The sequence below is a fragment of the Cocleimonas sp. KMM 6892 genome, from assembly GCF_035798195.1.
In the GTDB taxonomy this organism is placed as follows: domain Bacteria; phylum Pseudomonadota; class Gammaproteobacteria; order Thiotrichales; family Thiotrichaceae; genus Cocleimonas; species Cocleimonas flava.
Genome location: NZ_JAPFBV010000003.1, coordinates 347,548 through 371,009, shown reverse-complemented (window position 1 = coordinate 371,009; position 23,462 = coordinate 347,548). Strand labels below are relative to the sequence as shown.

Here is a 23,462-nt window from a genome sequence, read left to right as displayed (position 1 = left end):
GATTATTATCTCCTTACTTCAGTCCAAGAATCTGTCGGTTAGCTTCATCATCCGTTCCGGCGTCAGCAAAATCATCGAAGGCCTTGTCCGTAACCTGGATGATGTGGTCATTAACGAATTTAACGCCTTCTCGTGCACCTGCTTCGGGGTGCTTTAAGCAGCATTCCCATTCAATCACGGCCCAACCATCAAAGTCATATTGGCTGAGTTTTGAAAAGATTCCCTTAAAATCTACCTGACCATCGCCTAAAGAGCGGAAGCGGGCAGCACGATCAGTCCAGCCTTGATAGCCGCCATAAACGCCTTGTCGACCTGTAGGGTTAAATTCTGCATCTTTCACATGGAACATTTTGATTCGATCGTGATAAATGTCGATGAACTCCAGGTAATCTAATTGCTGTAATAAAAAGTGTGATGGATCAAACAGAATATTTGCGCGAGGGTGGTTGTTACACGCTTCCAGAAACATTTCAAAAGTAATGCCATCGTGTAAGTCTTCGCCCGGGTGAATTTCGTAGCAGACATTCACGCCACAACGGTCAAATTCATCAAGAATAGGTAACCAGCGTTCTGCTAATTCTTTGAACCCCATTTCTACTAAACCAGCAGGGCGTTGAGGCCAGGGGTACATATAAGGCCACAATAAAGCGCCAGAAAAAGTGACATGATCAGTAAGTCCGAAATTAGCTGAAGCCTGTGCGGCTTTCATCATTTGATCTACTGCCCAGGCCTGTCGTGCTACGGGATCATTGTGTACATGCTCAGGTGCGAAGCCATCAAACATTTTATCGTAAGCAGGGTGAACTGCTACCAACTGCCCTTGTAAGTGAGTTGATAATTCTGTGATTTCTAAACCGTGCTTAGCTAAAGTCTCCACAATTTCATCGCAATATGACTTATCAGAGGCTGCTTTATCTAAATCGATTAAACGAGCATCCCATGATGGAATTTGCACTCCTTTAAAGCCTAAGTCACCGGCCCATTTGGCGATATTTTCTAGTGTGTTGAATGGTGCTTCATCACCGGCAAATTGCGCTAAAAATAACGCGGGGCCTTTAAGTGTTCGCATAAGTATTTACCTCTATAACGTAAAATGAGCTTAGTTGTTTTTATAGGTTTAGCAGAATCTATTCACTAAATTCTCTAATAATTCCTGTTTGCCTGACACTGGCTGAGGGTCTAGATTTTGCTGGACAGCTTTGTCTGCTAACTGATCCAGACTTAAGTTTCCGGCAAGTATGTCTTTGCCTAACTCTTCGTTCCAGCCTGCATATCTAGAGTCTTTAGCTTTATCCAGTCCACCATCTTCGATCATGTTTGCGGCGTTTAATAGACCTCTTGCACAAACATCCATGGCTCCTATATGTCCGTGGAATAAATCGTTTGAATCTATTGATTGGCGACGAACTTTCGCGTCAAAATTTATCCCGCCTTTACCAAACCCGCCACCTTTGAGAATGATGTACATAGCGAGGCTAATTTCAGGAACGCTATTTGGGAATTGATCGGTATCCCAGCCATTTTGCATGTCGCCTCTATTCATATCGACAGAGCCAAAAATACCGTTTTCAGTTGCATATGCGAGTTCATGCTCAAAGCTGTGACCCGCTAGAGTCGCGTGATTCGCTTCAATATTGACCTTTATTTCATCTTGTAAACCATGTTGGAGTAATAGGGCGTGAACGGATTGGCTGTCATAATCGTATTGATGTTTAGTGGGTTCCTGTGGTTTTGGTTCGACCAGAATGTTGCCCTTAAATCCAATTTTATGTTTGTGCTCAACAACCATGTTGAGGAAGCGCCCCATTTGATTGGTCTCGTGCTGGAATTTAGTGTTTAAAAGCGTATCGTAGCCTTCGCGACCACCCCAGAGTACATAGTTTTCACCACCAAGTTGATGGGTAACATTCATTGCTTGTCTAACTTGTGCCGCTGCAAATGCCATAACTTCTGGATTTGGGTTTGTAGCAGCTCCTGACATGAATCTGCGATGAGAAAAAAGATTTGCAGTTCCCCAAAGGAGCTTCAGACCTGTCTCTTCCTGCTTTTGCTGTAATCGTTCTGCTAATTTGTCGAAGTTGCTGACCGTTTCTGCCAATGTCGAGCCTTCAGGTGATACATCTCGGTCATGAAAGCAGTAATAAGGTACGCTGAGTTTCTCAAAAAATTCAAAGGCAACATCCATTTTAAGTTCGGCTTGTTGCATTTCGTCACCCGGTTCAAACCACGGCCTCATCAGTGTTTGCCCGCCAAAAGCATCATCGCCTGACCAACAAAATGTATGCCAATAGCATGCGGCAAAGCGCAAATGTTCTTTCATGCTTTTACCAAGAACTACTTGATTGGCATCGTAATGTCTAAAAGCAAGGTCTTCTTTATGATCAGTGCCTTGGTAAGTGATCGTTTCTACATCAGGGAAAAATTTATTCATAATTTTTACAGACTGCTAAATTCAGGTTTTAAGGAGGTATACAAACGTCTAAAGCGTTCCAGCCTAGGTTTGTAATACTGTTGTTTTGTTGGATTTGGTTTGATAGTGTTTTTAACAGGTGGTGTTGTACAGATTTTAGAAACGTCTTCACCTGTGAAGGCTAGTCTTGCTAATCGAGCAGCGCCAAAAGCCGGGCCGCTTTCTGCATCTTCGTGATAAGTAAGTTCCTGCCCTAAAACATCAGAGAGTATTTGCCCCCATAATTCGCTTCGAGCTCCGCCACCAATCACTGAAATTTGATTGATTGTTGCACCTGAATCCAGAAGTGGGTCAAGTCCATCTGCGAACGCATAGGCAACCCCTTCTAGTACTGCTAATCCCAGATTTGCTCGTTTGGTGGTGGCCGTCATGCCAAAGAAAACACCTTTTGCATCAGCATCGTTATGTGGGGTTCTTTCGCCAGTCAGATAAGGGAGGAATATAATGTCTGATGGTTCGTCAGCTATCTGTTCTACTTCGTTTAATAGTGTTGAAACATCTTTAGTGTTCGTTAACTCCGCTAACCAATCTAAACAAGATGAGGCGTTAAGCATCACGCTCATTTGATGCCAAGTGTTTGGCAGTGCGTGGCAGAAAGTATGTATGGCAGCTTCAGGTTTTGGTAAATAACTTTCGTTGCAGACAAATATCACGCCTGAAGTACCTAGCGATAAAAATGCCTGACCTGGAGATACTGCTCCGATTCCTACTGCGCCGCCGGCATTATCGCCAGCTCCGCCGGCAATAATTACGTTTTGTTGAAGGCCAAATTTTTGAGAAAGTTCATCAGTTACTTTGCCGCCTTCAGCAGAGCCTTCTACTAATTTTGGCATATGGGATAAATTTAAATTCGTAGCAGCAAGTAATCTTTCTGACCATTTTCGATTCTTAACATCTAGCCATAAGGTTCCTGCAGAATCTGACATTTCCGAGATATATTCACCACTTAAGCGGAAGCGAATATAGTCCTTGGGCAGCAATACTTTTGCTACCTTGGCAAAAACCTCTGGCTCATGTTTCGCTACCCACATTAATTTGGGTGATGTAAATCCTGGGAACGCAGGGTTGCCTGAAAGTGCCTTGAAGTTAGGCTCTGACTTTTCGAGCTCTTCACATTCTGTGGCCGATCGAACATCGTTCCAAAGTATTGCAGGCCGTAAAATATTGCCTTCATCGTCAAGCAGAACCGCTCCGTGCATTTGTCCTGCTAAACCTATTGCTTTAACTTGCATCATTTCATCTGGGTTTGATGCTTTTAATTGAGTTAGTGAAGAAACTACCGCGTTCCACCAATCCTCTGGATTTTGCTCAGACCATTTTGGGTGAGGTCTGCTGACAGATAAAGATACATTATTCTGGGCAATAATCTGTTGGTCCTCGTTGCAGAGAACAGCTTTTAAACCAGAAGTGCCTAGATCTAAACCCAAATACATAATAAACCTTGATGTTTAAATGACGTTAAAATGACGTGATTAAGATGTGATACTGATGTATTATAGATGTGTTGTCAATAATTATAGAAAAAACACCTCTAAAATACTTCATTTTGACGTTGGCTGGTCATGTCTAAAGAAAGTTATTATTTTATAGATATAAAAAAGTAATAATGTCATTATGATATTAAGAGATGATTCTAATGGATGTTAATGTGTCTAAAGTATGGGCTAAACAATCAGATATCGCCGAAAAAGCAGGTGTCAGTATTGCCACGGTAGATAGAGTAATCAATGGCCGCTCAGGAGTATCTGTCACTACAGCTAAGCGTATCTGGGATGCAGTTGATGAGATTCAAGGTGGCTCGAACCCTCATAAACCCCTCAAGTTTGATGTAATTTTACCTGATGGCTCTGGAAGTTTCTTAAATCACCTTGCTGATAATGTTATGAGTCTAAGTGATGGTTATAAAAGAGACGGAATTACCATCAAGTGTCATAGAGTAAGAAGCTTTGATCCAAAATCTCTGGCTGAGTTATTGGATAAGGTGTCAAAAAAGACAGATGGCATAGCAGTGATGCCAATGGAAGATCCTTTTGTGCGAGAGTCCATTAATAATATTTGTAATCAAAAAATTCCAGTAGTTACGATGGTTTCTAGTTTTAATAGTCAACGCACTATTGGACATGTTGGGCCAAATAATCGTGCAGCAGGTCGTACCTCAGCCCATTTGATTTCCATGATGGCGAATAATAAATCAGGAAGTGTGGCTGTATTTAAAGGCAGTCAAAGTTTCATCTATTCTGATCATCAAGAGCGAGAGCTCGGATTCATTAGTGCCTTGCGGGATTATAGTCCGCAGCTGGAAGTGATACATAATCTAGAAACTCTGGATAGATACGAAGAGGCTTACAAAAAAGCCATTGAAATTATCGAGGAGTATAAAGATCTTGTGGCTATCTATAGTGTGGGTAGTGGAACGAGGGGAATAGGCCGTGCTTTACGAGACTCTAAAAAGGAAAAAGAAATAATCTGGGTCGGGCATGAATTAACCTCTTATTCTCGTGAATACCTTTTAGATGGCACTATGAATGCAGTGATTAATCAGGAAGCTGCAAAAGAAGCACAAGATGCTTTGAAAATATTAACTAACCACTATCGTGGTAACGAAAGCGCTCCATACCCAGAAGAAGTGAAAGTCGATATATTCTTACGGGATAATTTACCTTAAAAAAATATTGATCTTAAAAGCGATAAATTATTGCCACTCGTTGAATTTCTACTCTGACTATTGAACGACACTTCATTTTATTATTAACGCGGTAGAGTGGTTCTATACTAGGTACGGTAAAAAACGAAAAAAATGTCATCCAAAGTAGGGGGGTGGCATTTTTACCTATTCTTAACTGTAAATTTAATTATTTTTAGAGCGTATATTTACTGATTTAAAAATCTAACTAATTTCTTAATAGTTTAGCTTATCAGTAAAGTTGTTTGTCATTATCTATAAGACTAACCCAGATTTAAGAGAGTTTGTGATATTCGTGAAAGACCCCGTAGATTTGGATTTATTGCGAAAATTCTAGTTAAAAAGCTCGTCACAATAACTTAACTTTTAGTTATCATGACGAGCTTTTATTTTAAGTCAATTGATTATTTGATTAAGTATTACGCTTCGTTAATTCAGTCATAAAGCGATGACGAATTATGACAGGGTCCATAGTAATAACGGGCACAGGAATATTTCCTGATTCGCATTTACACACGATTATTGTCATTTTTTTACTATCGATGGCTTTCTGCATAACTTCAGCGGCTTCTTCTGCTTGGCATTCAATAACATTCTCGCAACCACAGGCTAAAGCTACTGCTGTTAATGACGTTTTTTGGCCGGCATATGTCGGCTGATCACCCGTTGAACCGTAGCTCCCATTATCAATTATCAGCAATATGAAGTTATCAGTTACGTTGTTCGCAATAGTCGGCAATGTACCTAAGTTAGTTAATACCGAGCCGTCGCCATCAATTGATATAACTGTTTGTTTTTGTGCTAATGCAACACCTAAGCCAATCGATGAAGATAATCCCATAGTTCCTAACATATAAAAGTTAGTCGATTGGTCATCCATCATATGTAGTTCTTGACTAGGTAAACCAATATTGCATACGACAAAATGATCTGAAATTACTGGAATTAAGCTTTTTATTATTTCTGAACGAATCATGATTAGTACCCCTTCCAAAAAGTCGCGTCAGTTAATATCGCAACGGGTTTATTGCACATAAATGTATACTGTAAAATCTTATCTAATTCTTCTACATCGCTCTCGTTATGAAAGTGGTATGTAGGTATATTCATTTGTTTCAACAATGCTTTTGTATGAAGAGCCATCTCAACCTGGCAAGCAACTGGTTCACCTAGTTCACCGCGGTAACTAATCAACATTGGAAGTGGTATACGATAATATTGTGTCAATGTGGCCAAGGTATTTATAGTCACGCCAATTGCAGTGTTTTGCATAATAATTGCAGAACGTTTACCGCCCATAAATGCACCAGCGCAAATGCCCATCCCTTCGTCTTCTTTGTTTGAGGGAATATGGTATATGTCTTTATTTTCGTCTATTTTTTCAATTGTTGTGGCCAATTGTTTACAAGGCACTGTTGTCACTAATTCGATTTTGTTCTTTACAAAATCACTGACAATTCTTTCGTTTACGTCTATGGACATTGCTACTCCTTACTCATTAATTGCGAAAAACTCTTGTTAATAATTTATTAAAAATTAATTTAATTCAATTCAAATATATTTAAGGACAAGTAAAATAAAATTTTACTTTGGTGAGCTATTCTATATATGCTAATACGTTGTTTAAGAGTTTGAATTGAGGTAAATAATGTCGATTAAATTACTCAAAACCCTTGTGGCTATATCTGAATATGGAAGTTTTAGTGCTGCCGCTGAAAATGTCTGTATCTCGCATGCTGCTGTCGGTCAACAGATGAAACGTCTTGAAGAAATCTATGATGTAAAATTGTTCGATCGTAACGAAAAAAGTCCAAGATTGAATCAACTTGGCTTGGCATTAATCCCTAAAGCTAAATCAGTTATTCACGACTATGAAACAATATTTGAGGGATTGGTGGGTGATGCTCAGTTTATTGGTGAATTAACGCTTGGTGCAATTCCATCAACTATTCGAGAGCTTATACCGCGTTCTGTAAAGGGTTTAATGAAGAATTATCCCGATTTATTTGTTCGAATTGTGCCTGGTACGACGTATAACTTATTTGATCAAATTAGTTATGGAACTATAGATGCGGCACTTATCAGTAAGCCCGAACGATTTGATGAAAATTTAAACTGGCAGGCTATTGTTGAAGAGGAGTTAGTGTTATTAACCTCACCAGAAGTGAAAGGTAATGATCCATCAAAGATACTAAGTGAGAATCCATTTATTCAACAAAATAGACATACCGCTGCAGGCGTAGTTATCGAACAGTGGTTATCACAGAATAAACTTCAAATGCATGGAGTTATGATGATTGATTCGATAGAAACGCTGACATACATGGTTACGCACAATCTTGGAGTAGCTATTGTCCCTAATCTTTGTGCTCCAGATCCGATTTTTGCGAAACTTAGAAAAATACCATTAGGGACTGATTACATTGCTCGCGAATTAGGTATTCTTACTCGTAAGGATTGCTCTAAAAGCAGGATAGTTGATCGTTTGCAAAAGGAAATCGAAAAAATATTACAAAGCTACGATTAAGAAAATGGGCAAATTTTTATCTCTCAATCAACTTGCGCAAAGCAATTGATATTTAAGTGTTTTTTAGTTTTTAATATTCTCAGGCTTTTAGATAAAGCAAATTTATCAGGAAAATTATTCATAGCTTATTTTAGCTTTCTAAAATTTTTCTTTATTTAATGTAAAGAAACTATTTGAGTTAAACCTTTTAAAAAAGCCTATATTAAAACGGCTCTTATATCTCTATTCAATAAATTCTAAAAAGTTATATAAGTTTGAAACCCTTTTTTAAAAGGAGGACGCTAAGTAAAAATGCTAGCAGGTTTTTTAGTATTCATTGCTTGGTATTCATAAAAAAATCAAGGAGACAGAATGTATTTACTAAAAAAAATAAAAATGAACAAATCGAAACTATTAATTTCAGCGGCGATGAGTGTCGTTTTTTTAAGCAATAGTGCTTTTGCGGCTGATTATCCTTCTCGCCCCATCAGTATGATAATTCCATACGGCCCTGGTGGAGCGACTGATATCTCAGCGCGAACTATTTCTGAACCATTGAGTAAAGAAGTTGGAAAGCCATTGGTAATGGTTAATAAGGCTGGCGCTGGTGGGGCGATTGGTTCAGTAGCGGTACAAAATGCTAAAGCAGACGGATATACCATGTTGTTTGCACGAGTAGGTACTCACACAGTAAACCCTGCGATAAAAGCCACGCTTCCTTATAAATTGGAAGATTTTCGATTTGTTGGAATTTATGAAATTAACCCTGTTGCCTGTGCTGTAAAAGCAGACAGCGATATAAATTCGATGGAAGATTTGGTAGCTAGAGCAAAGGCTAAGCCAGGCAGCGTAAGTTACAGTTCTTCTGGTGTAGGTAGTTTGTTGCAATTAGCAGCGGCGATGGTGCTCAAAGAGTTCGGTTTGGAAAATCCAGTGAAACAGGCAACACATCTTCCGATGAAAGGTGGCGGAGGTGCTGCAACGGCAGTATTAACCGGTACTGCTACATTTGTTTGTACTAATTCATCAGCCTTGGCTAGTTTTGTAAAGAATAAGCAGCTTAAGCCTCTGTTAGTAACAACAGCAGAGCCTGTAGCAGGTTTTGATGCGCCTACTTCAAAAGATCTTGGTAAGCCAAATTTAGAGCAGTTAGTTGGTTGGACGGGTGTTGCTGGCCCTGATGACTTGCCTGATGATATAGCAGCATCCTGGGGTAAATGGTTAGGAACAGCCACTTCTAATAAAGAATTTAAAGAGAAGATGGAAGCGCGCGGTTCAGTTATCCGTTTAATGAGTCCTGAAGAATCAAAGGAGTTTATTAATAAACAGTACAATCAGTTCAAAGCATTAGTCGATGAGCTAGGCATGAGGGTTGAAGGCTAATAAGCCTCCTCTCCATCTACAGCCTTGAAATTCTTCAGGGCTGTTCTTTCGTATATTTTTTACAAAGGGTTTTGTAATGTTAAACAACTCTTATTTTAGTACGGGTTTGGCCTCATTAATTCTATCTTTATTTCTGCTTTTTGTAGCAATTCCTTATGGTGTTACTGCACCCTCTAATGTGACGAATATAGTGCTGTCTCCTGTATTTTGGCCGGAGGTTTTAAGCGTTCTTCTGGGAATCACCGGTATTGCTCTGATGGTTTCAGGAAGAAGTTCCGTTAAGGATAGTGTTGCAGAACTATTGCCGACTAAAGGATGTTATAAGCGAATTGCATTCTTAGCTGTCTTGATGGCAGCTTATGTTGCTGCAATTCCTGTATTAGGGCTTGTGTGGACGTCAATGATTTCGTTTGTCGCTTTGGCGGTATTGATCAAAACATCCCATCCACGAACAGCCCTCATTTCAGCGGTAGTTATTCCGCTCGTTTTATATATGTTTTTTGCTCATGTTGCAGGAATGGCTATTCCTCAAGGTGAGTTTTTGAGGTTGCCATGACATTGTTAGAAAACCTTGCAGCGGGTTTTGAGTTAGTTGCGAATTTTGAAAGTGTGTTTGCGTTGGCAGGCGGCGTTTTAATTGGTGTTATAGCTGGTGCTATTCCAGGATTGTCGGCAACAATGGCAGTGGCATTAACGCTTCCTTTTACTTTTGCAATGCAGCCAATTACAGGTATTTTATTGTTATTGGGTGTTTATAAAGGAGGAATTTTTGGCGGTAGTATTCCGGCTATTCTTATTAAAACACCGGGTACGCCAGCCTCTAGTGCGACCATTCTTGATGGCCATCCGATGGTTAAAAATGGGCAAGCGGGCAAAGCTTTGGGGATGGCGTTATGGGCTTCTTGTACTGCAGATTTAATCTCTAATCTGGCGCTAATACTGTGTGCGGGTTGGTTAGCTGCATTTGCATTAAAGTTTGGACCACCAGAGTTTTTTACCCTGATTTTATTCTCGTTAACAATTATTGCGGGTGTTTCAGGTGATAGTTTGTTGAAAGGTATTGTCAGCGCTTTGTTTGGGTTGATACTCGCCACCATAGGGCTCGATCTAGTCTACGGCACTAATCGATTTACACTGAATGATCCAAACCTAATGGGTGGATTGAACTTCATCGCTGTGTTGATTGGTTTATTTGCAATACCTGAAATATTAGCAATGGTTTGGAATCCCAAATCGAATGAAGGTGAAACGCAAAGTCTCGGCAAAGAATGGGTGACATTTGCAGAATATAAACGTTGTTTTAAATCTATCGTAAGAGGTAGCTTTATCGGTGTTTTCCTCGGGAGTATCCCGGGTATTGGAGCAGCCCCTTCAGCGTTTCTCTCGTATAGCGAGGCTCGACGAAAATCACCGAACAAAGAAAACTTTGGTAAAGGTGAAATCGAAGGCGTTGCCGCATCTGAATCTGGAAACAATGGTGTAGCAGGGGCTACGTTGATACCGCTTCTAGCACTGGGTATTCCAGGGGATGTCATCACTGCGGTAATCATTGGTGCTTTCATGGTGCATAACTTACAGCCTGGACCCATGATGTTTTTGAATAGTCCGGATATTATCTATGGATTGTTCATGGGCTTGATCATCAGTTCGGTCTTCTTGTTTTTAATAGGTTCGGTAGCTATTCGTGCATTCAGGTATGTTGCTGATATTCCACGAGGTATTTTATTCCCCGCCGTAATGGTGCTTTGTGTATACGGTTGTTACGCGGTTAATAACAATATCTTCGATGTAGGTGTAATGTTTGCAATGGGTTGGTTGGGATATGTCATGCTCTGCAAAGGCATACCTGCAGCGCCGTTTCTTATTGCCTTTATCCTTGGGCCGCTATTGGAAGATAACTTTAGACAGTCGATGTTAATGTCTGGTGGTTCTGGGGAAATACTCATTAGGGGCCCAATTACCTGGTTCTTCTGGACACTCACGATCATAACCATAGTTGCAATTATCCGTTCCGGTTTAGGCAAGAAAAAGGCTGAAGCGGTAGAGCACGGAAATCAAGAATAAGAGTTTCAAAAACTAATACAACTATCTGTTTTAAATACATCTGAGACAAAACAAAATGAAGAAAAGTAAACGTGGAGCAAATCTTGTTGCTGAAGGTTTAGCTGAGGCCGGAGTAAAGACAATCTTTACATTATCTGGCAATCAAATCATGCCTATTTTTGATGCAATCATTGATGTAGGCATTCGTTTAATACATGTAAGGCACGAGGCTGCTGCAGTTTTTATGGCGGATGCCTGGTCACAATTGAATGATGAAATAGGGGTGGCTTTATTGCCAGCAGCCCCGGGTTTTGCCAATGGCCTGGCGCCATTGTATTCGGCGACTTGTGCTGAGAGCTCGGTGATATTGATTAGTGGTGATTCACCTATTTCCAAAGATGGTATGGGTGCCTTTCAAGAGCTTGATCAGGTAGCAATTGCTACTCCGTTAACCAAGCTATCTAAACGTTCTGTTTCTGTTGAAACGATTCCAGATGATCTTAGTGCTTTGATTAAAACAGCGCGTTCAGGTCGTCCGGGTCCTGTACATTTAGCTCTGCCTCAGGATCTTCTTGAACAGGAAGTAGATACAACGAAGTTAAGCGGTGTGAGCGATTACTCTCCTGATAGAGAAGCATCATCAGATGCAGTTGTTGAACAGATTAAAAATGAGTTACAAAACGCACAACGTCCACTGATTATTACAGGTCCTGCATTAACTGAAACAAGAATCGGCGAATTACATTCTAAACTGTCATCGGCCTTATCGGTGCCCGTTGTAAGTATGGAAAGTCCGCGCGGACTTAAGGACCCTTCCTTGGGCGATTTTAGTAATGTATTGCTTGAATCAGACGTTGTAGTGATTTTGGGTAAGTCTGTTGATTTTACCTTGAGTTTTGCTAATGCTAATTCATTCGGCGCAGATTGCAGGGTCTTGGTTGTTGATCCTGATCAACAAATGCTTGAGCGTGCGCAACAGGCTCTTGGTGAACGAATCGTTCTGACTGAAATTGCTAACGTTAAAAGCCTTGCTGAATCACTGAGTGCTTGTCAGGTAGTGCCGACATCTGACAGACAAAGATGGATGGATAGAGTAACAAATGTCATTACAGAGCGTGGGGAAGATGCCGACGATATCGTATCTGATTTAATTCATCCTGCCTCTTTGTGTACTTCTGTGCAACGAGCGATGTCGGGCATAGAAAATGCAATATTAGTGTGTGATGGTGGTGAGTTTGGCCAATGGTCACAGGCATTCTTGTCCGCTCCTAAGCGAATCATTAATGGCGTTTCCGGTGCTATTGGTGGCGGTATTTGCTATGCGATTGGCGCGAAAGCGAGTCATCCTGATTCTACTGTTTTTATATTGATGGGCGATGGTACTGCGGGTTTTCATTTCAGCGAATTTGAAACAGCCGTGCGTAATAAACTTCCACTGGTAGCGGTGATAGGACACGATGCCAAATGGAATGCTGAGGTGCAACTTCAGCTCAGAGAATATGGTGAAGATCGTCTGATTGGCTGTGAGCTTGATGAAACACGCTACGATTTAGCTGTAGAAGGTTTAGGTGGTCACGGTGAATATGTCACAGACCCATTTGACCTGGATGCAGCGTTAAAACGAGCGATTGATAGCGGACTGCCCGCCTGTGTTAATGTGCGAATTGAAGGATTACCAGCGCCTTCTGGAAGTGGTCACTAATTAAAAAAGTGCCTGTAAGTAGGGGGGTGACCTTTAGATATTGATTAATATTTAATTGATATAAAGTGGTTATTTATGTCCTATGATAAAGGTCCTCTTAACTATAATTCTGGTATACACTGATGGGTGTTCGTCGTTTTAAAACCCTTATAGCAATTGCTGAACTTGGAACTTTTGCTAAAGCAGCCGAAGCTGTTTACTTAACACCTGCCGCCGTGAGCCAACAAATGAAGGCGTTAGAGGACGAGCTTGATATGCCTCTATTTGATCGTACCAAGCGTCCTCCGGTATTGAATCCTGCCGGATATGCCTTGATCCCCAAGGCGTTGAAACTGATCAAACATTACGAAGAATTAAAACCATCCTTAGAAGGTGAGCTTGATACGTTAGAAAACCTCACAGTGGGAACGGTTCCAACCACTACCACTGGGATAATGCCAAGGGCGATTAAAACCTTACAGGATGATCACGATAATTTGCACATCCGCATCTATCCCGGCTTATCTGACGATTTATATGCACAAGTCGATAGAGGCTTTCTTGATGTTGCAGTAATGACAGAGCCACCCACTATCTATGAGCATTTGATCTGGCGTCCGTTTACCGAAGAACCCTTTGTGGTTTTAACCTCTAAAGAAGTCGAGATGACTGACCCCATGGAAATCCTTCGGACTCAATCGTTTATCCGCTATGCGAGAAAAGCCTGGGTAGGAAAGGATATTGATCATTGGTTAATCGAAAATAATATTCATGTTCATGAAACCATGGAGCTCGATACTTTAGAGGCCACTGCGGCAATGGTTATGAATAACCTTGGTGTATCTATCGTTCCGTTGAATTGCTGTTCAAAACCAGAGCATGAGCATCTGAATATCATTCCACTTGAAGATACGTCTTTTAAACGCGTGCTGGGCGTGCTTTATCGTCGAGATACCAGCAAGCATTTGCTTATAGAGCTTTTGTGGGAAAAACTTATTCAGATTGTTGAGGAGTCTGGGGTCACCAAAGCCATGTTAGACCCTTCTCAAACCACAAAAAGCTGACCGCTATTTTAAGAAATTCTTTAACTGTATTTTTTATATTATTTAGTCATGACTTTAGAATTTTAAGTCATTCTGTATGTTGGTAAATGCGTTATTTTAAATAAACCATTACTTAATAAAATCTACAATTTTATTCGTTTGATCAAGACTTTCTTTTGTTATTAAATCTTATCCAACTTCAGTAACGACAAGTATTGCTTGTCTGTTGTTGAGCAAGAACAAGCTTGAGTGATCACTCAAGGGACTAATGGAGAGATTAAGTGGCAAATAAAGGTAAAACGATAAAGGTATTGCTTAGTCGTGGTGATAACTCGAATAGCGCTCTGAAAGAATACGAAGTACCCGCCAAAGAAAGCCAAACAGTATTAGATGTGGTGACCTGGATTCAGCGTAATCTAGAGCCTGATTTATCCTACCGTTTTGCATGTCGTGTGGGTATGTGTGGCTCCTGTGCGATGACAGTTAACGGCAAGCCGCGCTGGACCTGTCGTACGCATGTTTCAAAAGTTATGGATGGCGATACCATCACTATCGAACCCTTAAGAAACATGCCGATCATTAAAGACCTTGCCTGTGACTTGAATGAGTTTTTTGAAAAATGGACCAAGGCGAAAGGCCATTTTGTTCCAACCAAAACGCGTGACGATTCAGTCCAGATTATCTCACCCAAAGAAAAATCCCGTCGCGAAGCCAATGCAGGTATTGAATGCATTAATTGTGGCGTATGTTACGCATCCTGTGATGTTGTAGAAAATGATGCTAGTTATTTAGGCCCTGCAGCGCTTAACAGAGCATGGACCTTAGTCAATGATGTTCGAGATGGTGGCAGAATAGATCGTCTGAAGGCTGTTACTGGAGACGGTGGCTGTCAGTCTTGTCATTCCCAACAAGGTTGTACTACCTATTGTCCTAATACCCTCAATCCTACTCGTTCTATTGCTGGCCTGAAAAAAGCGGCAGCAATAGCAACACTAAAAGGGGAGATGTAATAGTGCTCAGTATCAAATTATATATTGCACAACGTTTGACTGCGATGCTGATGGCGCCATTGGTGTTACTTCATCTGGGTGTCATGATTTACGCTATTCAGGGCGGTCTATCTTCCGGTGAAATACTGGGTCGCACTCAAGGTAGTTTTTTCTGGGGCTTGATCTACGGCTTATTTGTCGTGGCCTTATCAATCCATGCGGCGATAGGTTTAAGAGTGGTCATTTTTGAATGGCTGGGGGTAACAGGCGCGCGCCTTAACTGGATTACTACGGCGATTGTTATTTTGTTATTGGGTCTTGGTAGTAAAGCAGTTTACGCGGTGGTGATGTCATGATTAAACCACATAGAAATCAACCCCTCTGGTACGCCTATATTCTTCATCGCGTTTCGGGTATAGCGCTTGCGTTATTTCTTCCTGCGCATTTTTACATTCTTAGTCTGGCACTGAATGAGCCTGAATCGCTAGATAGCATGTTGCACTGGGCGGAGCAGCCAATCGTTAAGTTTGCTGAGTTCGGATTAGTGTTTTTATTGGCGGTACATTTATTTGGCGGCCTGAGATTACTTGCACTTGAATTCTTGCCGTGGAAACCCGGGCAGAAAACATTTGCCGCAGTGGCAGTTGCAATAGCATTTTTTGTGGCTTTAGCCTTCTTATTGAGAGCGATTTGATCATGATAGAAAGAAACGATACCGATATTTTAATTATTGGCTCTGGTGGAGCTGGCTTATTAGCAGCATTACACGCCTATAAAGCTAATCCAGATCTAAAAATCAGCATCGCTGTGAAAGGCTTGATGGGCAAATGCGGTTGTACTCGAATGGTACAGGGCGGCTACAACGTTGCAATGAGTGATGATGATTCTGTTGAACGACATTTCATGGACACCATTGCTGGCGGTAAATGGTTGCCTGATCAGGATTTGGCATGGAAACTTTGTGAGACTGCAGTAACCCGAGTGCAAGAGCTTGAAAATGAAATAGGCTGCTTCTTCGATAGAGAAGATGATGGGTCATTGCATCATAAAGCATTTGCAGGACAAACAGCGGATCGCACCGTGCATAAAGGCGACCTTACCGGAATAGAGATTATCAGCCGTCTGATGGAACAAGTACTCGCGCTGCCGATAGATCGTCTTGAAGAGCATAGAGCACTGGCGTTAATACCGAATAAAAAAGGTGATGCGCTGGCTGGTGTGCTGATGGTCAATATGCGCGACGGTTCAATGCGACTGGTTCGAGCTAAAGCTGTATTGCTGGCAACCGGTGGTGGCCCAACCATGTATCGCTATTACACACCATCGGGTGAGAAGAGCATGGATGGCTTAGCGATGGCTTTACGCCTTGGTTTACCGCTGCGTGACATGGAAATGGTGCAATTTCATCCGACCGGATTGTTGGCAGGTAAAGATACTCGTATGACAGGCACAGTACTGGAAGAAGGTTTGCGTGGTGCTGGCGGGCATTTGCTAAATGGCAACAAAGAACGCTTCATGTTTGACTACGATGAACGTGGAGAACGTGCCACTAGAGACATCGTAAGTCGTGGTATTTATGCCGAAATGCGAAAAGGAAACACCACGCCAAATGGCGGTGTTTATATCGCCATGAGTCATCTTGGTGTTGAGGATGTTAAGAAAAAATTCAAAGGCATGGTAAAGCGCTGTGCTGACTGCGGATTTGATCTGGCAGGAGGCTTGGTAGAGGTCGTACCAACTGCACATTATTTCATGGGTGGTTTGATCTGTGATACCGATACTAAAACAGAATTACCGGGTTTATTTGTAGCTGGTGAAGATGCTGGCGGAATTCACGGAGCAAATAGACTGGGCGGAAACGGCGTTGCCAACTCTACCGTTTACGGTGGTGTTTCTGGTGAAGCGATGGCTGAGTATGTTGCCGATATTGATGAGCTTCAGGAAGCCGATGAAGACATTATCAAAGCAGAAATCGATCGGGCACTGCTGCCATTCACATCACCACAAGGTGGCGTAAATGTGAATGATCTACGCGAAAAGCTCATGGATATTATGTGGGAAGATGTTGGCGTTATGCGAACCGCAGAAGGTATCCAGAGAGGTATTTCAAGAGTTGAGGAATTGCGTGAGGAATTGCTCGAAAATGGTATCGGTGCAGAAAATACCGTGTTTAATCCAACCTGGCATGACTGGTTGAATTTATATAATTTGATCGAAATCTCGCTAGTAATAGCGGCTGCTGCCTTATCCCGCGAGAACTCCCGCGGCGCACATTGTCGTGAAGATTTCCCCGAGCCGGGAACGATGGAAGACTCCTACTTTACCGTTGCCCGTAATCAATCTGGCAACTTCGGCGTTACTCATACACCGGTTAACTTTTCTATTATCAAACCAGGTGAATCATTAATTGATGATTACTCGGAAACCGCTCCCGAAGTTAAGCGCTAAGCATACAAATACATAACAGAATATTAAGAGAGACCACACGATGATTTCTAATAAAGTAATTAAAGATACCGCTTACCAGATTATGGGTAAAGCGGCGATCGATATCCCACAAGATTATCGAAAGGGTATCGAGTTCATGGTTCAAAAAGAGGATGGTTTATCCAAATTTGTTCTAAAGACAATGATGGAAAACTGGGATGCGGCAACGGAAGATCGTCGCCCGATGTGTGCCGATTCTGGCCTGCCTCGTTATTACGTAAAAGTTGGAAATGACGCTAAATTTGAAGGCGGTCCAATCGCAATAGAAAGAGCATTGCGTGAAGCAACTGCACAAGCAACGCACGATATCCCGTTACGTCCTAATCGCGTTCATCCACTATGGAGAACAGATCACAATAATAACGTGGGTATTAACTCACCAGAAATCGACTGGAGTTTTGAGCCAGGTGTAGATTGGATCGACATTACCACCGTGCATAAGGGTGGACTCTTCGGTACAGACTACAGAATGTTGTTTCCCGGTGATGGTATTGACGGCATCAAGCGATTTTTCCTCGATACGTTAGTTTCATTTGGTAAACGTGGTTTAGCGTGTCAGCCGGCAGTTGTTGGTATTGGTCTTGGCGGTTCAAAAGATACGACGATGGTTCTGGGTAAGCAGGCAGCTTGTTTGCGCACTGTGGGGGAGGCTAATCCTGATCCTGAGATTGCCAAACTCGAACAAGAACTCAAAGAAATGGGTAATGATATTGGTATGGGTGCGATGGGCTTTGTCGGCGCCTCGATGGTTGCGGATTGTCATATCGAAGTGGGTTACACCCACACTGGTGGTATGCCGATGAGCGTGCACATGTTCTGTCTTTCTTCAAGGCGTGCAACGGCTCGTATACATGCAGATGGCACAGTAACTTATCGTACAGATCCAAACTGGTTTACGCCTTATATGAGACGTGAGACAACAGGATGGGAGGAATAGACATGGCTGATACAAATAAAGAATTCAAAGAAGTTAGGCTTCAGGTTCCTGTGCAACAGGAAGATTTAGAAAAACTGGAAATAGGCACCATCGTTTATCTGGACGGCGTTATTTATACCGGCAGAGAAGGCGTTTACAAGCGTGTATTAGAAGATGGTTTTGATATTCCCCTAGATCTACCCGCGCTTAGTAATGTGAATTTCCATTGTTCGCCTGCTGCGGCGATTGAGCCTGATGGAACCTTTAATGTCGGTGGTGTAACTGCGACAGCCAGTTTCCGTTTTGCCAAATGGATGACTGATTGGTTTAAGAAATCCGGTGCAAAAATCATTATCGGCAAAGGCGGAATGACCAGCGAACAATATAAAGAACTCTATGTTCCGGCAGGTGCTGTTTACTTGACAACCGTAGGTTACGGAACAGGCGCTTTATTGGGTAGAGGTATTAAAAAAGTTAGACAAGTCGAGTGGTACGAAGAGCTTGGTAATGCACAGGCAATGTGGGTTTTCGATGTGGAAAACTTCGGTCCTTTTATCGTAGATAGCGATCTTAAAGGTAATAGCCTGTTTGAACAGGAAGGCAAAAAGATCAATCAAAAACTGGATAAGCTTTATGAAGGTTTAAAGAAGCCTGCACTGAGCCGTTATGGTGAAACTGACGATCGTAGCGACGAGCTTATCTAAATAATTTCTCTAATTAAATTACCTGAATACTAATACTTTGCGAGACTCTGAAATGTTTATCGATGAAAGAATATACACACTAAAAAATGGCAATGTAAAACCCTTCCTGAAACTCTACGAAGAGTTAGGTAAGGATGTGCAAATCCGTATATTGGGCAATATGGTTGGTTATTTTTATACGGATATTGGCCCTTTAAACCAGATCGTACACATGTGGGGTTACGACTCAATGGATGATCGCTATAGCCGCAGAGCAGAACTACAAGCAAGCGAAGAATGGTTAAACTATGCTGTGCAGATGAGACCCTTGGTAAGTCATATCGAGAATAAAATTTTAATCCCTGCGGACTTTAGTCCTATTGGTGGCAAAAATAGCAATGCCGAATAAATGCGTTTGATGGTTTAGCTACCTACGGGGCTTTAATAAAAATATGGATTATATTCTCTCTTCAATTAACCTCGTTATCGCTGACCCAAATGTTTTCTGGATTGCTTTAATCGTATTGCTGGCTTTGTTTACCAGAGCAGCAATAGGCTTTGGTGATGGCGTCATTGCAGTTCCACTATTATCACTGATGATTGATATCAGTGAAGCGGTTCCCTTTATACTTTTTATTTCCACGTTAATGTCATTTGTGGCCTTATGGAAGGATAGGGCGCACGTTCAATTTGGCTCCTTAAAACGAACCGCCAGCATGGCTCTTCTGGGTTTTCCATTTGGCATATTGCTACTTGGAGTTACCGATAATGAGCTGGTGAAAAGCCTTCTGGGTTGCGTGCTTATTATAATGGCAATCTGGTTTTTATCTCCGGCAAAAAAGATTCAGTTGAAAGCAAATGGCTGGAGTTATTTCTTCGGGCTTTTGGCAGGCGTGCTCGGTGGAGCATACGCGTTTCGTGGGATTGTGTTTGGCATATACGGTAGCCTACGTGGCTGGTCGCCAGCACAATTTAAAGGCACGATTCATAGCTTCTTTTTGTTAAGTGGAATTTTCATTCCTTTTGGCTATTTTGGCGCAGGACTTGTTACACCGAGAGTTATCGGGCTTTTCTTTGTTATGATGCCGGTGGCTTTATTCGCTACGCTGGTTGGCACCTGGTTCTCAGGAAAATTGAATGCAAATACTTTTCAGAAGGTCATCTGGTCGGTTCTATTACTTTTAGGCATTGTTTTTATCGTGCAATTTTTATCAAAGAATATGTAGTGATACTTACAACCGAATAAGAAAAAAGGCCCCAAAGGTGGGGGGTGCCTTTGATATATTTAAGCTATTGTACTGATTGTCTTATGCTGTATTAATCACTGACTGGCAGTCTATTAATAATATATTCCCCAATCGGAATTGCAGATGTCGCTGCGGGTGAAGGCGCATTGCATACATGTAAGCTTCTAGGGCTCTCTGCAAACAAGAAATCATGTACTAAGGTGCCATCACTCATCACAGCCTGGGCACGAATCCCTGCGGGATAAGGTGTTAAATCGTTGACGGTTAATTGGGGGCAATACTTTTGAACCAGCTTTAGATAGCCGGGTTTCCACCATGAGTTCCAGGTTTCAACAAGGCCAGTCTTATAGTTAGCCTGTAGCACTTTCCAAAAACCTTTAAACCGAATCATGTCTAATACATCGTGTAGGCTGATGTTAATTTTTCCGTAACCTTCACGCTTCCAGCCTTGTACGGCATTGGGTCCTACGGTGACTGTTCCATCGATCATGCGCGTAAGATGAACCCCTAAAAAAGGTAATTCTGGATCAGGGATAGGGTAAATCAGGTGCTTAACAATATTGTTGTATTTTGTGGGTAGTTGGTAGTATTCACCACGAAATGGGATGATCTGGAAGTCCGTTTTTATCCCTAGCATTCGGGTGGTTCTATCGGCCATTAATCCCGAACAAGTGATTAAAAAATCTGTTTTAAACTCCTCGCTCTTGCCTTCATGTTTTGCGAACACCGTCACGTGGTCTGCAGATTCATCAAGATCAGTGACTTCATGGTTTAAGCGCGCCTCACCACCCAATTTTTCAAACTGTTTGGCCATTGCCATACTGACCTGTTGGTAGTTAACAATGCCGGTGTCTTTGGCAAAAATTGCACCGAGGCCGATGATATTTGGTTCGCGTTCTTTCAGTTGTGCTTGTGTTAATAGCTCAACATCAAGACCATTCTCTAGGCAGCGTTCAAACAATGCACCCATACGTTCTAATTCGAGTTGATTGGTCGCTACTAAAAGCTTGCCGCATTGCTCGACTTTAATATTATGTTCGGCGCAAAATGCCAGAGTTGCAGCAACGCCGCGTTTGCAAAAATCTGCCTTCAGACTTCCGGGAGCATAATAGACGCCAGCATGAATAACTCCGCTGTTATGACCTGTTTGGTGTTTGGCAAATTGGTTTTCTTTTTCTAATAAGAGTATTTTTTTCTCAGGAAAAGATTGCTGTAATTGCATGGCGGTAGATAAACCGACAATGCCTCCGCCAACAATTACATAGTCATACTTTGCAGCACTCACAATCTACCTCTTTGAGAAGCACTAGGCTTCAGGCTATTTTTATCGATCATTATTTTCGTGGAATAAGCTCTAAAAGGCTATCAGTTTGTGAAATGACCACGCTGTCTAAGCAACTCACGACGCAAGCCTTCGTTTGCGACAAACTTATCGCGTCCGTGGAGCCAGATGTTGTTTTGTAACACCAGCATGGACCCGACATCAACACGAACACTAATGCAGTTCGTATCTGCTTCTAAGGATTTGCCCATTTCATACAGGTATAGACCTTGTTCACGATTTTGTGGTTCGACAAATTGATCAATAAAGGACAAACGTGGCCCACCCTTATTATCACTATCATTATCACCGTCGATATCCTCATCAAGAAAAACGGGGTGATAGACTTTAGTCGGTGTGTTTTTACTCGGAGGTGAGCCCCATTGCATATCTTGTTTTGCCAGAGGGTGATTGTAAAACTTGTCTAACTCTTCCCAGTCATCCAGATGCAAGATGAGTGAGTCACCACCTTCCATATTTTCTTCTGCCATTTTCGTCATTAATACGAAATCTGTTTTCTCATTAACATAGGTGCCATCGTTGTGTAGCTCCATACGACGATGTGCCTGGCGTAAGTAGCTATCGCTGTTGTCTTTGTTTTCCACCGTGAAGCGCGCATAATATTTATTCATCATCGCGTCATGATTGGGTAAGCCAACGATATGAGAGATTGCTGTAGATAGCTGAACATGAAAATCACCAGTTTCGTAGGCTTCTTCAGGCGTTGTTGGTTGGCCTTCATACTCAAGTAAAAAGGCACCTGTTTCGCGACTTTTTACTATGCTGTTTAAAGTCTCTCCCAAAGTAAATTTAGTCAGTTCATTGAGCGTTTCTGCAATTGCAAACCGCAGAAAGGGTTTGTATTCGAGCGCTTGAACGGGAAAGTCTTCACATTTGATTTTGAAAGCAGCAATGGTTTCTCGAGACAAAGTAACAACCTGAAGACGTGCACTGGCTGAAGAAGGCTTAACGCTGAACCCATCTGGTTTAGCAGTATTGATAAGGTGTAGGTCTGGCGAATTCATGGCGATCTCATTGGTGGTGAAAAGTGATAGCGAATAATGTCGACATTTTGTACTAATGTCAATATTTTAACTTATTTAAGTCATTTAACTTTTATGTCAATAAAGAATAGAATACGTCTATTCTAATCACTTTAACTGACTTTAATGGGTTCTGTAATCTCATCAATGACGAAAAATATCGATAAATCCACAGCCAAACCCATAGTAAATCCCTCTGAAACGACTGATAGCTTTTCCTCTCAGGTGCTTCAGCAGTTAAAGGGCGATATCCTCAGTGGTTATTTTGCGCCTGGCGAAAAACTTAAAATGGCTATTTTAAAAGAACGCTATGCCGTCGGAATAAGCCCTTTGCGTGAAGCATTATCTCAGCTTTTGGTGGAACAGCTGGTGGTTGTAGAAAATCAGCGAGGTTTTAAAGTACATCCTATTTCCTTGGCAGAGATGATAGACATCTATCAAACCAGATCACATATTGAGGCACTTTGCGTTGAGCTAGCCATTGCCAATGGGAATGATGAGTGGGAGGCTTCGATTGTTGCGGCTAATCACCTTCTGAAAAAATCAGGAGAGTTATTAGAAAAAACAGACGATGACGTACAACAGTGGGAAGCAATACATCAGAAATTTCATACTGCGATTGCCAGTGGTTGTGGTTCTGCAACGTTATTACAGGTGAGGCGATCTCTCTATGAAAAAGCCTCCCGATATCGAAATCTATGGCTTAAGAAGAATATGTCTGATCACGGCGTTTATGATGCCAATAGACAAGAGCATGATGACCTGGTTGAGGCTTTACTCGATCGCAATCAAGAAAAGGCAATCGAAATCATCAAACAACATTTGTTGATCCCGAGCCTTTTATTGCAAGAAAGTAAACCGTCATTATTTTAAGCCACCCTGACTGTTTTAGCTAAAAGCTGTGCTAACAAAAAATAGGTCTAACTAAAAAAAGTGCCCCAAAGTAGGGGGGTGACTATCTTCTTTA

23 protein-coding genes are annotated in these 23,462 nt (G+C 41.7%); 16 read left to right on the top strand and 7 right to left on the bottom strand.

Annotation, left to right across the window (positions count from 1 at the left end; genetic code table 11):
* Nucleotides 1-13: 13 nt before the first annotated feature.
* The 3 genes from OO007_RS10740 to xylB are packed head-to-tail and all read right to left on the bottom strand — an operon-like array spanning nucleotide 14 to nucleotide 3,903.
* Entirely contained in the window at nucleotides 14-1,069 is a 1,056-nt protein-coding gene (locus tag OO007_RS10740; protein ID WP_325808794.1) for a sugar phosphate isomerase/epimerase family protein, read from the bottom strand.
* A 48-nt stretch (nucleotides 1,070-1,117) separates the two neighbouring features.
* A complete protein-coding gene (xylA, locus tag OO007_RS10735; RefSeq protein ID WP_131907615.1) occupies nucleotides 1,118-2,431 on the bottom strand; it encodes a xylose isomerase in 1,314 nt (437 codons plus the stop codon).
* Between the two features lie 5 nt (nucleotides 2,432-2,436).
* Complete coding sequence (gene xylB / locus OO007_RS10730; protein WP_325808793.1) at nucleotides 2,437-3,903, bottom strand: xylulokinase; 1,467 nt, start codon at nucleotides 3,901-3,903, stop codon at nucleotides 2,437-2,439.
* Nucleotides 3,904-4,118: 215 nt separating this feature from the next.
* Between xylB and OO007_RS10725 the strand changes: the two genes are divergently transcribed.
* Nucleotides 4,119-5,135, top strand: coding sequence for a LacI family DNA-binding transcriptional regulator (locus OO007_RS10725; RefSeq protein WP_165874761.1), 1,017 nt, complete (start codon nucleotides 4,119-4,121; stop codon nucleotides 5,133-5,135).
* A 430-nt stretch (nucleotides 5,136-5,565) separates the two neighbouring features.
* Here the strand turns inward: OO007_RS10725 and comE are convergent, their stop codons facing one another.
* Nucleotides 5,566-6,129, bottom strand: coding sequence for a sulfopyruvate decarboxylase subunit beta (gene comE, locus OO007_RS10720; RefSeq protein WP_325808792.1), 564 nt, complete (start codon nucleotides 6,127-6,129; stop codon nucleotides 5,566-5,568).
* Between the two features lie 2 nt (nucleotides 6,130-6,131).
* Nucleotides 6,132-6,635 (bottom strand): sulfopyruvate decarboxylase subunit alpha, encoded by a 504-nt coding sequence (gene comD / locus OO007_RS10715; protein WP_131907611.1) that lies wholly within the window; start codon nucleotides 6,633-6,635, stop codon nucleotides 6,132-6,134.
* 166 nt (nucleotides 6,636-6,801) lie between these two features.
* Between comD and OO007_RS10710 the strand changes: the two genes are divergently transcribed.
* The 14 genes from OO007_RS10710 (at nucleotide 6,802) to OO007_RS10645 (ending at nucleotide 20,110) form a co-directional block, all read left to right on the top strand.
* The gene (locus OO007_RS10710) at nucleotides 6,802-7,680 is read left to right on the top strand and encodes a LysR family transcriptional regulator (protein ID WP_325808791.1); all 879 of its coding nucleotides are present in this window, start codon (nucleotides 6,802-6,804) and stop codon (nucleotides 7,678-7,680) included.
* A gap of 351 nt (nucleotides 7,681-8,031) precedes the next feature.
* Nucleotides 8,032-9,042, top strand: a complete 1,011-nt coding sequence (locus OO007_RS10705) for a Bug family tripartite tricarboxylate transporter substrate binding protein (protein WP_207907158.1) — start codon at nucleotides 8,032-8,034, stop codon at nucleotides 9,040-9,042.
* A 76-nt stretch (nucleotides 9,043-9,118) separates the two neighbouring features.
* Nucleotides 9,119-9,598: a tripartite tricarboxylate transporter TctB family protein gene (locus OO007_RS10700; RefSeq protein ID WP_325808790.1), complete on the top strand. Its 480-nt coding sequence runs from the start codon at nucleotides 9,119-9,121 to the stop codon at nucleotides 9,596-9,598.
* Nucleotides 9,595-11,106: a tripartite tricarboxylate transporter permease gene (locus tag OO007_RS10695; RefSeq protein WP_325808789.1), complete on the top strand. Its 1,512-nt coding sequence runs from the start codon at nucleotides 9,595-9,597 to the stop codon at nucleotides 11,104-11,106. Before OO007_RS10700 ends, OO007_RS10695 begins: the two co-directional genes overlap by 4 nt.
* A gap of 55 nt (nucleotides 11,107-11,161) precedes the next feature.
* On the top strand, nucleotides 11,162-12,787 hold the full coding sequence (locus OO007_RS10690) for a thiamine pyrophosphate-binding protein (RefSeq protein ID WP_325808788.1): 1,626 nt from the start codon (nucleotides 11,162-11,164) through the stop codon (nucleotides 12,785-12,787).
* A 122-nt stretch (nucleotides 12,788-12,909) separates the two neighbouring features.
* Nucleotides 12,910-13,830 carry a LysR family transcriptional regulator gene (locus OO007_RS10685; RefSeq protein ID WP_131907606.1) on the top strand — a complete coding sequence of 307 codons (921 nt, stop codon included), beginning with the start codon at nucleotides 12,910-12,912 and terminating at the stop codon, nucleotides 13,828-13,830.
* A 260-nt stretch (nucleotides 13,831-14,090) separates the two neighbouring features.
* A complete protein-coding gene (locus tag OO007_RS10680) occupies nucleotides 14,091-14,819 on the top strand; it encodes a succinate dehydrogenase/fumarate reductase iron-sulfur subunit (protein WP_325808787.1) in 729 nt (242 codons plus the stop codon).
* A 2-nt stretch (nucleotides 14,820-14,821) separates the two neighbouring features.
* Nucleotides 14,822-15,154: a hypothetical protein gene (locus tag OO007_RS10675; protein WP_325808786.1), complete on the top strand. Its 333-nt coding sequence runs from the start codon at nucleotides 14,822-14,824 to the stop codon at nucleotides 15,152-15,154.
* Entirely contained in the window at nucleotides 15,151-15,492 is a 342-nt protein-coding gene (gene sdhC / locus OO007_RS10670) for a succinate dehydrogenase, cytochrome b556 subunit (RefSeq protein WP_325808785.1), read from the top strand. Before OO007_RS10675 ends, sdhC begins: the two co-directional genes overlap by 4 nt.
* 2 nt (nucleotides 15,493-15,494) lie before the next feature.
* A complete protein-coding gene (locus tag OO007_RS10665) occupies nucleotides 15,495-17,246 on the top strand; it encodes an L-aspartate oxidase (RefSeq protein WP_325808784.1) in 1,752 nt (583 codons plus the stop codon).
* 40 nt (nucleotides 17,247-17,286) lie between these two features.
* Nucleotides 17,287-18,222, top strand: coding sequence for a fumarate hydratase (locus OO007_RS10660; RefSeq protein WP_325808783.1), 936 nt, complete (start codon nucleotides 17,287-17,289; stop codon nucleotides 18,220-18,222).
* A 2-nt stretch (nucleotides 18,223-18,224) separates the two neighbouring features.
* Entirely contained in the window at nucleotides 18,225-18,905 is a 681-nt protein-coding gene (locus tag OO007_RS10655; RefSeq protein WP_131907600.1) for a fumarate hydratase C-terminal domain-containing protein, read from the top strand.
* Between the two features lie 52 nt (nucleotides 18,906-18,957).
* On the top strand, nucleotides 18,958-19,293 hold the full coding sequence (locus tag OO007_RS10650) for an NIPSNAP family protein (protein ID WP_131907599.1): 336 nt from the start codon (nucleotides 18,958-18,960) through the stop codon (nucleotides 19,291-19,293).
* Nucleotides 19,294-19,336: 43 nt separating this feature from the next.
* Complete coding sequence (locus tag OO007_RS10645; RefSeq protein WP_131907598.1) at nucleotides 19,337-20,110, top strand: sulfite exporter TauE/SafE family protein; 774 nt, start codon at nucleotides 19,337-19,339, stop codon at nucleotides 20,108-20,110.
* Nucleotides 20,111-20,201: 91 nt separating this feature from the next.
* On the opposite strand, the gene lhgO is transcribed toward OO007_RS10645, so the two are convergent.
* Nucleotides 20,202-21,416 carry an L-2-hydroxyglutarate oxidase gene (gene lhgO, locus OO007_RS10640; RefSeq protein WP_325808782.1) on the bottom strand — a complete coding sequence of 405 codons (1,215 nt, stop codon included), beginning with the start codon at nucleotides 21,414-21,416 and terminating at the stop codon, nucleotides 20,202-20,204.
* A gap of 80 nt (nucleotides 21,417-21,496) precedes the next feature.
* Nucleotides 21,497-22,477 (bottom strand): glutarate dioxygenase GlaH, encoded by a 981-nt coding sequence (gene glaH / locus OO007_RS10635; RefSeq protein ID WP_325808781.1) that lies wholly within the window; start codon nucleotides 22,475-22,477, stop codon nucleotides 21,497-21,499.
* A 144-nt stretch (nucleotides 22,478-22,621) separates the two neighbouring features.
* On the opposite strand from glaH, the gene csiR reads away from it, so the two are divergent.
* Entirely contained in the window at nucleotides 22,622-23,368 is a 747-nt protein-coding gene (gene csiR, locus OO007_RS10630; RefSeq protein WP_299878702.1) for a DNA-binding transcriptional regulator CsiR, read from the top strand.
* Nucleotides 23,369-23,462 lie beyond the last annotated feature (94 nt).